A 13,165-nucleotide genomic window follows, 5' to 3' on the forward strand; every position below is an offset into this window, starting at 1 on the left:
TGGTGTGGCTTTACTCGATTTTTTTGGCGCTTGGTTGGCACATTATGTAGAACACAGAGTGCCTGTTTTTTGGCGTTTTCACTTAGTGCATCATTCTGATACACATGTAGATACGACAACTGCAAACAGACATCATCCTGGTGAAAGTGTTATCCGTTTTACATTCACATTAATAGGTGTTGTCATTGTTGGTGCTCCAGTAGCAATTATCATGTTATATCAATCGATCTCGGTAGTATTGTCGCAATTCAACCATGCAAATATTGGAATTCCAAAAAAGCTTGATACATGGATTAGTTATCTCATCGTATCGCCAAATATGCACAAAGTACATCATCATCATGTATTGCCATATACAGATACGAATTACGGAAATATCTTTTCTATTTGGGATCGAATTTTTCAAACATTCGCCATAAAAGATCCAAAAACGTTGGTATATGGCGTTGATACGTATCCGGATGCTGCTGAAAATTCCGATTTAAAAACGTTGCTCAAAATACCTTTCAACAAATACCGTCCGCCAACAACTTTACATTCAGATGAATAATCATATATACTTATGAAATTTTTCAAACGCATTTGTTATGGTGTGCTATTAGTTGCAAGCAGCATTGCATGTTCACCTAAATCTATTCACACAAAAATGATAGATATACAAGGACATCGAGGTTGTAGAGGCTTATTGCCCGAAAATTCTATGATTGGTTTCGAGAAAGCCATAAATATTGGCGTACATACCTTAGAGTTAGATGTTGTTATTTCCAAAGATCATAAAGTAATTGTTTCGCATGAACCGTTTATGAATCATGAAATTGCATATAATTTGCAAGGAAATCCAATTTCTGAAAATGACGAAAAAAATTACAACCTCTATCAAATGGCATATGATAGTATACGTCAATATGATTGTGGTACAAAGAAACATCCTCGGTTTCCACAGCAAGAAAAAATAGCAGTGCGTAAACCGTTATTGTCAAATGTGATTGCAATGGCTGAAAAACAGTCCAAAAATCAGATCAATTACAATATAGAAATCAAAAGAAAACCTTCATATGATGGAGTCTATGCTCCAAAAGTTGATGCGTTTGTTCGTTTAGTCTTGGAAGTTGTTCAGAAGCAAAATTTAGGAAATCGAGTAAATCTTCAAGCATTTGATTTGCAAACTTTGGAAGAAATAAAAAAGCAAGCACCGAAAATGAAATTAGCGCTGTTGGTTAGTGTAAATGAAAACATGAAGAAAAAACTGAAGCAATTGAGTTTTACTCCAGAAATTATGAGTCCGTATTATAAATTATTGACCAAAGAAAATATTCAAGAGTTTCAACGTCGCTATGGAATGAAAGTAATTCCTTGGACAGTGAATACTGCGAAAGATATGCAGGAATTGATAGCTTGGAATGTAGACGGAATCATCACGGATTATCCAGATATATTAAAAAAAATCTACGAAGACTAATGCAAAAAGTACTAGTCATTGGCTATGTATGGCCAGAACCAAAATCTTCTGCCGCAGGTACGCGCATGTTGCAACTATTACAACTGTTTAGAGCGCAAAATTGGGAAGTTATTTTTGCCTGTCCAGCAGCTAAAAGTGAGTTTTGTTATGACTTACGTCAGATGAAAATTGCTTCCAAAACCATTCAGATCAATGATACAAGCTTTGACGAATACATTACACAATTAAATCCGTCTATAGTACTGTTTGATCGTTTTATGATGGAAGAACAATTTGGTTGGCGCGTGGCAGAAAATTGCCCAAATGCATTGCGAGTTTTAGATACAGAAGATTTACACAGTTTACGAAAAGCACGACATCAAGCACTAAAAGATGGGAAAGAATTTCATATTAATCAACTGAAAAATTACAATCTTGCACAACGAGAAATTGCCAGTATTTTACGCTGCGATATTTCATTGCTAATCTCAGAAGTTGAACGCGATCTCTTAGTCAATCATTTTAAAATTGATGCTTCTTTACTGTTGTACATTCCGTTTATGTTAGAACAGCTCAATCAAGAAACTATTGAAGCCTTGCCAGCTTTTGAAGAACGAGCACACTTTGTCACCATCGGAAACTTTTTGCATGCGCCAAATCGTGATTTGGTGATGTACTTAAAAAAGGAAATTTGGCCAATCTTACGAAAAAAATTGCCCAAAGCAGAAATGCATGTATATGGTTCGTATGCAAAAGAACATAGCTTACAACTCAATCAGCCGAAAGAGAAATTCTTTGTGCATGGTCGAGCCGAAAGTGCTGCTGAGGTTATTTCGAAAGCTAGAATTTTATTGGCGCCATTGCGTTTTGGAGCTGGACTCAAAGGAAAGTTTATCGATGGAATGCAAAACGGAACACCTTGCGTTACCACTTCAATTGGTGCCGAAGGCATGCATGGAAATTTACCTTGGAACGGAATTATTTCTGATAGTGTTGAAACCTTAGTCAACGAAACTGCGGAGTTATATACAAACAAAAATCGTTGGGGAAAAGCACAACAAAACGGTTTTGAAATTTTGGCAAAACGCTATCAAAAAGAGTACTTTCAGCAACAGCTTTTACAAAAAATAGAAACTACTCAAAGCAATTTAGAAACGCACAGAACACAAAACTTTTTTGGAAGCTTATTGCAGTTGCACACTACAAAAAGCACCAAATACATGTCACTTTGGATAGAGGAGAAGAATAAATCTTAGAAATGATACATGTATAAGTGTTTCGTTTGTATCGTAATTATTCACAATTTTTAAAACGAATCAAATGCTCAATTTTTTAAAAAAGAAATTCAGTTTACTAAGTTATTTGATCAGCTACAAAGCTTTCAGGAGTAATTTTCTATACGCGAAATATTAAATTTGCAAATTACCCAAATGTGATTTTTTTTATTTTCTTATCTTTAAAAAATCATCACAAAAATTACAATCATATAACATGTCTAACTTTTTTAAGTGTTTTCCAATACTACTTTTATTTTGTGTGTCTTGCGAAAAAGTACCCGAACAGGTAAAACAAGAACCATTGAAAGAAGCAAGTCCTAGTTTTAAGAAATTAAAAGCTAATTATAAAGAATACAAGCAACAAGTATATTTTAGAGGAAATGACTCTTTTTTTGAACTTAAAAACTATGATTTTGGGAGTATACTAGATACTATTTATAAAACACATCCTCATATATTTAAGAAATCAACGAATCTTGATGGTTTAAAAAATCAAGTAAAACTTTGGTTGAGAGATTCTATTTTTATAGAACCTTCAAAACAACACCAACTAGAGTTCTTTTCAGGAGAAAATAAAACACAATTGCATGATGACCATTATAGTGATAGTTTAAAACCATACCAATACACTCCTAAAAAGATGTTTCGTGTGGTAAATGCACGTGCTGCTGCTATGAAATATGAAGATAAAAAAGTATACTATCAATTTTATCCTAAGAAAGTGAAAATTTTAGACAAGAGTACAGAGATGTATAAAGTGCAACGAACAGGTAGGTATTTGTTTGATGCAGAAAATGGTAATGATTGTGCTGATACGTGTTCACGTGCGTCACTATATCTTATGGATACATACATTGCTGATATCTACATTATCATAAGTCCGTATAAAAATAGTCCATACAGACCAACGATTAAAATAACAGATACGATTAACTATTTTTACAATCGATTTGTGAAGCAAGATTAGATTGGAAATGATGGTGTGAATTTGTGTAGCAAATACTTATTAAGATGTTTTTGATTTTGAAATACTTAGAACCTTGTTTAACAGCACACCCATTTAATATCAAAGTATTGCTTCATTCGCCAAATAACAGATATTTAGAATTTAGAAATGTTGGACAGAAAGCTATAGAATTGTTCTTAGATACGTCTTTGCGAAAGTTTTAAAAAAACTTGTGGCAATCTGTTTGTTTCAAATACAAAACATTTTATGATTTAGGCAGATTACTTCGTCATGCTTCCTCGTAATGACGTATTGAATTGTGAATTGAAAATGATAGTTTAACAACTACAACTCATAAATCAAATACTTCGCTCTGGTTCTCTTAAAAGCATCCAAGCCAGTTTTCCAAGTTGCTTTAATTTCAGTAGCAGTCATTCCGCTTTCAATTTGTTGTTGCAATTTGTCGGTTCCTGCAAGTTTATAAAAGAATTTATCCTTATTGAAAAACGGCGTTTTTGGCGCGTACTGTTTGTGTGTTTTGTAGAATTCTAGCAACCATTCTAAGTTGATTTCTGACAAGCGTGGTTCTTTCGTTAAATTATATCCGTTACATTCTTTGCCATTGTGTTTCGGATGCTTTGCTCCGAAGTTTGGCTTTGGTGTAAAACTAAATAAGTGGCGTTTTAAAAAGTATTCAGGTGTTCCTATGATTTGGAATTGCTTTTCCGTTCCGCGTCCAACGCTAATAGGTGTTCCTTCAAATAAACCCAAACTCGAATACAGGTTAATTGATTGGTCGTTCGGTAAATTCGGCGAAGGTTTTATAGGTAAATTATACGGCGTTTGGTGTGTGTAATTGCCTATCGGAATCACCGTTAAATCACATTTTACATTGTTTTTTAGCCAGTTTTCGCCATTCATCATTTGTGCGTATTCGCCAATCGTCATTCCGTGTACAATTGGCACCGGATGCATTCCTATAAAACTTTTATATTTTTTCTCTAAAATTGGTCCGTCTACGTAATGTCCGTTCGGATTTGGTCTGTCTAACACAATTACAGGAATATTATTTTCCGCACAAGCTTCCATTAAGTAGTGTAAAGTAGAAGTGTACGTATAAAAACGCACACCAACATCTTGCACATCAAAAATGACTACATCTAAATTTTCAAGTTGTTTTGGGAAAGGCTTTTTATTTTTTCCGTAAAGAGAAATAATTGGCAAACCTGTTTTTACATCTTTCCCGTCTTTTACAATTTCGCCTGCATCGGCTTTTCCACGAAATCCATGTTCGGGAGAAAAAACAGTTTTTACATCTACATTCAGCGCTACTAAAGAATCTACTAGATGCGTATATGTATTGTCAGGTTTAAAAATGACACTCGTTTGATTGGCAACAATACCCACACGTTTGTTTGCAAGTTTTGGTAATAAAACAGTGGTTTTATTTGCACCTACAATGGGTTGTTGGTTTGTCAATTCTGCGGAAGCGATATCAGCTTTAGCACTTGAAGAAATACTAGCATTTGCAATATTTTGCGTCTTTTGTTGTGCTTTAGAGTCACATCTTGTGAAAAATCCAATTAATAACAACAATAAAAATGTATTTTTGAAAAATCTATAAACCATAGCTGAATTTGAATTACGAGTTTTTTATTGCCAAACGTATTATTAAGGCAAAACAATATAAAAGTAGTGTATCGGCAACAATAATAAAAATTGCCATCGCAGCTATTGCGATTGGCATTGTTATGATGATGGTTGCGATTGCTACAGGAATGGGATTGCAAAAAACGATCCAAGAAAAGGTGGCGGCGTTTAATGGGCATATTCAGATCACGAATTTCGACAATAATAAATCGGAAGTTTCTTTGAAGCCGTTAGCTATTAAACAAGACTTTTATCCAGATTTTACGCAGGTTTCAGGCGTTACGCATATTCAGGCAGTTGCCACAAAAGCGGGAATTATTAGAACCGAAAAAACTTTTGAAGGAGTGTTGGTAAAAGGAGTTGGAACCGATTATAATTGGGCCGTTTTTGAAGAATTTTTGACCGAAGGACGCTTTCCAAATGTTTCCGAAAAACGCGAAAATAGAGAAATTTTAATGTCTGCTTTTATGGCAAGACGACTTGAATTGAAGCTGGGCGATACATTTAAAACATTATTTTTAAAAGAAAATACGAGCGAAATACCAAATGAACGTACGTTTGAAATTGTAGGTATTTACGATTCGGGCTTCCAAAAGTTTGACGCCAATGTAATGTTGGTTGATATTCGTCACATTCAGCGAATGAATAAATGGAAAAATGGCGAGATTGGTAATTTTGAAGTTTTTATTGATGATTTTGGTTCGATAGATGCGCAAACAGAAGCAGTAGATAAAGCCACTTTTTCAACTCTAAAAGCGAAAAGTGTTATTACTAAATTCCCGTTTATTTTTGAGTGGATTTCTTTGTTTGATGTAAATATATTTCTCATCATTGGAATTATTATTATTGTCGGTGGTATTAATATGATTACCGCATTGTTGGTGTTGATTTTAGATAGAACACCGATGATTGGAATTTTGAAAGCACTTGGAAGTAACGATTTGAGTATTCGTAAAATTTTCTTGTATAATGCTGCATATTTGATCGGAATTGGATTGCTTTGGGGAAATATTATCGGTATTGCCTTTATTTGGTCGCAGCATACATTTGGCTTTTTAAAATTCCCGAATCCTGAGCAATATCATACGTCTATTATTCCAATTCATATTGAATTGTGGCACATTTTGGCGCTCAATATTGGAACATTGGTATTGTGTGTTTTGATGTTGTTGATTCCTTCGTATATCATCACAAAGATTTCGCCTGTGAAAGCGATTAAATTTCAGTAAATTTCCGCATTTAGCATTTACAGTTCAATACTTTATTACGAGAAAATATGACGAAGTAACCTGTCAAAATCATAAAATACTTTGTATTTGAAACAAACAGATTGCCGCAAGTTTTTTTAAAACTTTCGCAAAGACGTTATCTTATGTGTTTGTGCTTTGGGTTTTAATAACTTCAAAAAGATGTCATAAATTAAGTACCCTATTAATTTAATAGACTTTTAAGATATATTATTATAATATATGTACAGACTTTGTATCTTTGTCCTTTCAAAATAAAATAATGGAATACGCTGAAAATATATTAGGAACTATTGGAAATACACCTTTAGTTAAAATGAATGCTTTGGTAAAAGATGTTGAAGCATTGGTATTGGCAAAATATGAAACCTTCAATCCTGGAAATTCTGTAAAGGACAGAATGGCGTTAAAAATGATTGAAGATGCAGAAGCAGATGGACGTTTGCAACCTGGCGGAACAATTATTGAAGGAACTTCTGGAAATACAGGAATGGGCTTAGCGCTTGCTGCCATTATAAAAGGATACAAACTTATTTGTGTAATGGCAGACAAACAATCGAAAGAAAAGATTGATATTTTGCGTGCCGTTGGCGCAGAAGTAGTTGTTTGTCCGACTGCAGTTGAGCCTGACGATCCACGCTCGTATTATTCAGTTTCCAAACGTTTGGGAGAAGAAACGCCAAATTCGTGGTACGTAAATCAATACGACAATCCAAGCAATGCAAGTGCGCACTATGAAAGTACAGGTCCTGAAATTTGGAAGCAAACTGATGGTAAAGTGACACATTTTATTGTGGGAGTTGGTACTGGCGGAACTATTTCGGGTGTTGGAAAGTACTTAAAAGAACAAAATCCGGATATAAAAATTTGGGGAGTTGATACGTATGGTTCTGTGTTTAAAAAATATCATGAAACGGGTATTTTTGATGAGAACGAAATTTACTCGTACATCACGGAAGGAATTGGAGAAGATATTTTACCTAAAAATGTAGATTTTGATATTATTGACGGATTTACGAAAGTAACCGATAAAGATGCGGCAGTGTATACACAACGTTTGGCAAAAGAAGAAGGCATGTTTTTAGGAAACTCTGCCGGATCTGCCATTAAAGGATTGTTGCAACTAAAAGAACACTTTACCAAAGACGATGTTGTGGTTGTGTTATTTCACGATCACGGAAGTAGATATGTTGGGAAAATGTTTAATGACGATTGGATGCGCGAACGTGGCTTTTTGGAAGAAGAAGTTTCGACTGCAGCCGATTTAATAAAAGAACATCACAACAAACCATTGGTAACCGTAAAAACGGGCGAATTGGTTTCGCATGCTATTGAACGTATGCGTAAGTTTAAAATTTCGCAAATTCCTGTGGTAGATGTAGATGGTTTTGTTGGTTCGATTGATGAAACGTCGCTGTTTTCAAAATACATGGAAAACAAAGACATTGCCGATACGTACATTGCAGATATTATGCAAAAACCATTTCCTATAGTACATAAAAATAGTGCTATTGACGAAGTTTCAAAGCTTATCACAAAAGACAATCAGGCTATTTTGGTCGATTTAGGAAACGACACACATCATATTATTACTAAATACGATATTATTAAAGGGATTGGGTAGTTTGTTTGATGGTTTGTTTGTGAATTTGTTGATTTGAAAATGAAGTTTCAAGCAAAACTCAATTATTGTATGAAACTGTCTAACAATCTAAAAGCGCAGCGATCTAACAGCGAAGCGAATCTAAAAGTACTTCTCGATACAAATTTGTTCCACAAATTTACTCGAAGTGACGATGCGTAATTTGAAGTATAATGGTTTGTTGATTCGTTTTTTTGTCAATTTGTTGATTTGTTAATGAGGTTTCAAACAAAAACTCAACTATTCTTTGAAACAGTCTAACAATCTAAAAGCGCAGCGATCTAACAGGCGAAGCCGATCTAACAGCGAAGCGAATCTAAAAGTACTTCTCGATACAAATTTGTTCCACAAATTTACTCGAAGTGACGACGCGTAATTTGAAGTATAATGGTTTGTTGATTCGTTTTTTTGTGAATTTGTTGATTTGAAAATGAAGTTTCAAACGAAATTCAATTATTGTATGAAACAGTCTAACAATCTAAAAGCGCAGCGATCTAACAGCGAAGCCGATCTAACAGCGAAGCGAATCTAAAAGGCAAAGCCGATCTAAACAAAAAAACTCGAATACTAATATTCGAGTTTTTTTGTGTCTATCAAGATGTGGAATCTTTCGTTTTATAATCTGCTACGAGTTTTTTGTAGCGTCGTTCTAAGTTTCTGTTGTCTATTAATATGACGACTAATACAGAAAAGAAGATGAAGATAAAGTATCCTAAAATGGAATCTAGTTTTTCTTCTTTTGTTTCTGAAAAGCCTCCCAAACCACCAGCATTATCGGTTACAATAGTTGGCGGATTTAACGCAGTGCTAGTTCCTGGCTCTATAGTAATGAAGGTATGCATAGTATACGCATTTCCATCGGTGAAGAAAGAGTTTCTTGCCGACAGACTACAAGTGCATACGAGTGCCAATAATATGGTAAATGTTACTTTCACAGTTTGATATTATAAAATACGTATCAAATTAATTTTTAATGTCTACTTATAAATTTCTTCTTATAAGAAGACTTGCCATTTATGCGACTCTATTTTTCTGTGTTTCTTTTCAAAAGAAAAAATAGGATTACTTGAAAAATATGTCCGTACGAAGTCTTTTTTAGTTTTTTCTTATTGAAACTAATAATGACAACGTGTTTTAATAAAATCAGAATACAACAGAATATGGCTTAGGGGGGAAAGTGTTTTCTGTGTATAATAGCGATCTCATCAAAGATGGAATTTAATAAACTCCAATTAGTTATCTATATAACTTTCGCAAAATAACAACTTTTTTTGGACAATTACATAAAAAAAGATCGGATTAACTGCAAAGAAAGGAAGATAAAGGGCGTTTTTGTTAGAATTCCCTTTCAAAGTTCACGAATTTGCTAATTATAGTTACAGAATTAACATTTTTGCACAGAAAACAGAACTGCTCCGTTAATACTTTACAATCTTTTTTATCTCATAATTGTTCAATCGTAAAAAGTAAATACCGTTGGCAACTGCGCTTAAATCTATTTTATCGGATGCGTTTACACGTCCCTTTATAATTTCTTTTCCGTGTTGATCTGTTAAGGTAAAAGGTGTATTGTTTTCCAAACCAGCGATGTGCAAATAATCTTTGGTTGGATTTGGGTAATACGTAAACTTTCTAGCGGAAGCTTCATTGACACTTAACAAAGTAGTTAAATCAAAACGGACAACACTACCGCCAAATTGTTGGGCAATGTACAAGTCGTTTCCGTCTACGAGTAATCCCCACGGATCGTCCTCAAGCACTAAAAAATTATCAATAGTAAATATCGATTGTGTGATGTCAACTCTGGCTACCGTATTGATACTTGATTGTGTAAAGTACATAAAATCTCCATGGAATGCGATAAAGGCAATTCCGTCTTCAAGTATCAACACTGGCGCTAACACAGGCGTGCTATCGGTAACATTTACCTTAGAGATGCTGTTTCCGTGCGTAATGTAAAGTTCGTCTCCGCGAAAAGCGATTCCGTTTACAAGTCCGCCAGGTATCAGAGTTACTACATCTACAGGTGTTGGATTGTTTTGGGTAACATCAACCTTTATGACTTTGGCTTCTTGTCGCAATGAAATATACAATTCGTTATTGCGAAAAGCCAAACCCATTGGTGTTGTTATATTGGTAACGACATCTGTTAAAACGGCATTTGGGTCCGTAACATCAATTTTTACCACTTTATTATCGGTAGTTCCAAGTAACGGAATGTATAAGTCATTTCCGTTAAATGCTATAAATGTAGGGAAATTTACAGGTTGTATATACTCCGTAGTTGCTGTGCTAGAAGTGTCTAAAAGGTCTTTTCGTTGTATGGAAGCGTTCCCGACAGAACTGATAAAAAGATCGTTGCCATTTTTGGCAATGCCAACAGGATTAAGGAGTCCTGTGGTGGCAACATCCACCACTTCTTGTGCTGCAATTGTAAAAGACATCAACAGGCATACAGCCATGCAAATGCAAGTGTAGTTTTTTTTCATGGTACTTGGTTTTAATGTTTGTTACCTATAAGTTACCTTGAATTTTGAGTAAAGAAAAAGGAAGCTATGCTAAATTTATAAATGATGAATACTATTAGTTGAGTGTAATTGTTTGGCAGATAGATTTTTGAGTGGTTGATTGGAACGTTTTTCACCGCATGAAAAAAGCGAACCGAAGTCCGCTTATAATCCATTGATTTATGTGTTGTAGTCTTGAACTTTCTTAGTTGCTTTGCGCGATGGTACGCATAGTACATCACAAAGCAATTGTGCTCAACATTGTTTCGTTTTGTATATCGTTCGGGTCTAGTGCATATTGATACACACCTTGTTCGCCTACTAAAATTAATAAGTTGTCTTGAATAATTACGTCAAAACTTTCGGTATTTATGGCGTGTACAAGGTTCATGTTTTCAGGATCAGAAATGTCAAATATTTTTACTTCATCATCACACACAAATAAATAATCGCCATAAAAGCCCATTCCTATAGGACCTTGAAGATTTCGTTGTGAAATTAAAATCGGATTTGTGACATCGGTAACATCATACACTTCCAATACATTCAAATCTACACCGCATTGATTGCCACCTTTTAGTGTTACAAACGCATGTGTTGCGGTTGCAATTACAGGATCGCAGGCTGTAAAATGTTGCACAGACGACAGAAACTGTGGTGTTTCAAAATTATTGGCATCGTAGATAAACATACCATTTCGTGAACCAATGTATAAATAGGATTTATACGAGAAAAGCGTTTCTATATCAAACCCAATATTTACTGAGTTGACTAATACGGGGTTTTCTCTATCATTAATATCGAACACATTCAAATTATGAAAATCGACTGTGTACAGGTGATTGTCTAAAATGGTAAATCGCGCTAACGATCCTGATTGTCCTGATTCGCTTGCAAAAGATCCTGCGTCTGAGCTTGTACTGTCTGCATCACAACCTACAAATAGTATTGCTAAGCTGACTATAAATATATATTTTTTCATTAGTTTAGGTTTAAAGTCCAGTTCACAACAATTTCATCAGTTCCCAAATCTGGGTAATATCCGTCAGGAGAAGTTACTACTGGGAATGCATTTTTTATACGTTTCGTTTCCACCACTTCTGTAAGTTCGTTTGTAAACTTCAATGCCACCAAATCAACGGCTTGATTTATATAAAATGATTCGCCTTTAAAAATAATATCGGTTACGCCTGGCGTGGTTAAAAACTTTTCTACCACTGGGTTTGCAGGGTCTGTATTGTTAATGATGTGAAAACCAACATACGGTTCGTTTACAAATAAGTAATTGCCGATTACATATATTTTTCCTGTTTGTACAATTGGGCGTGCTTCTTGGATGGTAATTGAGCTTTCCAAATCGGCTCGTGTAAAAATGACAGCATTGTAGTTGCTTGTAAAACCAGGATCGCCAATATCGTCGTCTGTAAGCCAACAAGAAACAAGGCTCAAGCAGAGTAGCAAGGTGAGTAATTTATATTTCATAAGGTTGTTTTGTAACAAGATACAAAGGCAGGAATAAGGTTGCGTATGTATATGTTAAAAAAACATTTTTGCATACAAAAGCCCAACCATGAGTAGTTGGGCTTTTTAAGGCTATAAATAAATAATCGATACTATTATCTTCCTTATCTAATGCATTAATTAAAGAAGAAACTAGCTGTTTGTTTAATTGTAAACTCTTTTTTTCATGATTCCTGTGTACTCTTTCAACAGGAATTTAAAAGTATATCGAATAATGCTGTAAGAAAAGAGAAGTAACTCGTGATTTATGAATTATAACTAGAAATTACATAAAACTGAAGTAATAAATGTCAACTGACTTTCAGTATTATAGCTGTATAATACTATGTAAGATTACTTTCTGAATTATATATAACAGTTATTCATTTTCAAAAATGATATTCAGCATGCACTTTGTCTTTTTTTAATGTAAAATGTTAAAATCGTAGTCTGTTGCTTTTAGAAATCAACGCTTATGCAAAACATACAAGGCTTACGAAGTAATTTAGGGTTTGGATTGATTTTTTTTCAGAAATTCACACTATCAAACAACAATGTTTCCTGCTTTTCGGAGTCAACAAAAGCCTGTTGCATATCTGCGTTAGTGTTCTAAAAATCTAAACAACAACATGCCAAAAGGATATATGTATATTTTAGAATGTAGTAACGGAAGTTATTATACAGGAAGTACCAAATACTTAGCAAAACGCTTTATGCAACATGCTAACGGTGAAGGAGCAAACCATACTAAGAAATATTTGCCTGTAAAGTTGGTATATGTTGAAGAATACAAACGAATAGAGACCACTTTTTACAGAGAAAAGCAAGTACAAGGTTGGAGTCGTAAAAAGAAAGAAGCGTTGATTGCTGGAATGCTAGAAAGGTTACATGAGTTGGCTAAATGTATTAATGAGACGCATTCGAGTAATAAGTGAGTCTTCGGCTCCGCTCAGACTCC

At 34.5% G+C, this 13,165-nt stretch carries 12 protein-coding genes; 7 read left to right on the forward strand and 5 right to left on the reverse strand.

Annotated features, from left to right (window positions below; all coding sequences use genetic code 11):
- The 4 genes from AB8B65_RS10800 to AB8B65_RS10815 all read left to right on the forward strand — a co-directional run.
- Positions 1–550 (forward strand): sterol desaturase family protein (locus AB8B65_RS10800; protein ID WP_405301000.1); only part of this gene is annotated, 550 nt, incomplete at its 5' end.
- Between the two features lie 96 nt (positions 551–646).
- A complete protein-coding gene (locus AB8B65_RS10805; protein ID WP_405301001.1) occupies positions 647–1,459 on the forward strand; it encodes a glycerophosphodiester phosphodiesterase family protein in 813 nt (270 codons plus the stop codon).
- Positions 1,459–2,694 (forward strand): glycosyltransferase family 4 protein, encoded by a 1,236-nt coding sequence (locus AB8B65_RS10810; protein WP_405301002.1) that lies wholly within the window; start codon positions 1,459–1,461, stop codon positions 2,692–2,694. Before AB8B65_RS10805 ends, AB8B65_RS10810 begins: the two co-directional genes overlap by 1 nt.
- A gap of 280 nt (positions 2,695–2,974) precedes the next feature.
- Positions 2,975–3,682, forward strand: coding sequence for a hypothetical protein (locus AB8B65_RS10815; RefSeq protein ID WP_405301004.1), 708 nt, complete (start codon positions 2,975–2,977; stop codon positions 3,680–3,682).
- 324 nt (positions 3,683–4,006) lie between these two features.
- On the opposite strand, the gene AB8B65_RS10820 is transcribed toward AB8B65_RS10815, so the two are convergent.
- Positions 4,007–5,290: an exo-beta-N-acetylmuramidase NamZ domain-containing protein gene (locus AB8B65_RS10820; RefSeq protein ID WP_405301005.1), complete on the reverse strand. Its 1,284-nt coding sequence runs from the start codon at positions 5,288–5,290 to the stop codon at positions 4,007–4,009.
- An 8-nt stretch (positions 5,291–5,298) separates the two neighbouring features.
- Between AB8B65_RS10820 and AB8B65_RS10825 the strand changes: the two genes are divergently transcribed.
- Both AB8B65_RS10825 and AB8B65_RS10830 read left to right on the forward strand, forming a co-directional pair.
- The gene (locus tag AB8B65_RS10825) at positions 5,299–6,540 is read left to right on the forward strand and encodes an ABC transporter permease (protein WP_405301006.1); all 1,242 of its coding nucleotides are present in this window, start codon (positions 5,299–5,301) and stop codon (positions 6,538–6,540) included.
- A gap of 280 nt (positions 6,541–6,820) precedes the next feature.
- Complete coding sequence (locus AB8B65_RS10830) at positions 6,821–8,182, forward strand: pyridoxal-phosphate dependent enzyme (protein WP_405301007.1); 1,362 nt, start codon at positions 6,821–6,823, stop codon at positions 8,180–8,182.
- A gap of 611 nt (positions 8,183–8,793) precedes the next feature.
- On the opposite strand, the gene AB8B65_RS10835 is transcribed toward AB8B65_RS10830, so the two are convergent.
- From AB8B65_RS10835 to AB8B65_RS10850, 4 genes are all read right to left on the reverse strand, one after another.
- Positions 8,794–9,135 (reverse strand): hypothetical protein, encoded by a 342-nt coding sequence (locus AB8B65_RS10835; protein ID WP_405301008.1) that lies wholly within the window; start codon positions 9,133–9,135, stop codon positions 8,794–8,796.
- 483 nt (positions 9,136–9,618) lie between these two features.
- Entirely contained in the window at positions 9,619–10,689 is a 1,071-nt protein-coding gene (locus AB8B65_RS10840) for a T9SS type A sorting domain-containing protein (RefSeq protein WP_405301009.1), read from the reverse strand.
- A gap of 256 nt (positions 10,690–10,945) precedes the next feature.
- Positions 10,946–11,689, reverse strand: coding sequence for an LVIVD repeat-containing protein (locus AB8B65_RS10845; RefSeq protein WP_405301010.1), 744 nt, complete (start codon positions 11,687–11,689; stop codon positions 10,946–10,948).
- Entirely contained in the window at positions 11,689–12,189 is a 501-nt protein-coding gene (locus AB8B65_RS10850) for a hypothetical protein (RefSeq protein ID WP_405301011.1), read from the reverse strand. The genes AB8B65_RS10845 and AB8B65_RS10850 overlap by 1 nt, the downstream gene beginning before the upstream one ends.
- A gap of 647 nt (positions 12,190–12,836) precedes the next feature.
- Here AB8B65_RS10850 and AB8B65_RS10855 point away from each other — a divergent pair.
- On the forward strand, positions 12,837–13,142 hold the full coding sequence (locus tag AB8B65_RS10855) for a GIY-YIG nuclease family protein (protein WP_405301012.1): 306 nt from the start codon (positions 12,837–12,839) through the stop codon (positions 13,140–13,142).
- Positions 13,143–13,165: the final 23 nt, after the last annotated feature.

Source organism: Kordia sp. (assembly GCF_045105435.1).
GTDB lineage: Bacteria > Bacteroidota > Bacteroidia > Flavobacteriales > Flavobacteriaceae > Kordia.

Coding starts and splice junctions, on each gene's coding strand:
- AB8B65_RS10805 (WP_405301001.1), top strand. CDS start 647: ATGATAGATATACAAGGACATCGAGGTTGTAGAGGCTTATTGCCCGAA.
- AB8B65_RS10810 (WP_405301002.1), top strand. CDS start 1,459: ATGCAAAAAGTACTAGTCATTGGCTATGTATGGCCAGAACCAAAATCT.
- AB8B65_RS10820 (WP_405301005.1), bottom strand. CDS start 5,290: ATGGTTTATAGATTTTTCAAAAATACATTTTTATTGTTGTTATTAATT.
- AB8B65_RS10830 (WP_405301007.1), top strand. CDS start 6,821: ATGGAATACGCTGAAAATATATTAGGAACTATTGGAAATACACCTTTA.
- AB8B65_RS10840 (WP_405301009.1), bottom strand. CDS start 10,689: ATGAAAAAAAACTACACTTGCATTTGCATGGCTGTATGCCTGTTGATG.
- AB8B65_RS10845 (WP_405301010.1), bottom strand. CDS start 11,689: ATGAAAAAATATATATTTATAGTCAGCTTAGCAATACTATTTGTAGGT.
- AB8B65_RS10850 (WP_405301011.1), bottom strand. CDS start 12,189: ATGAAATATAAATTACTCACCTTGCTACTCTGCTTGAGCCTTGTTTCT.
- AB8B65_RS10855 (WP_405301012.1), top strand. CDS start 12,837: ATGCCAAAAGGATATATGTATATTTTAGAATGTAGTAACGGAAGTTAT.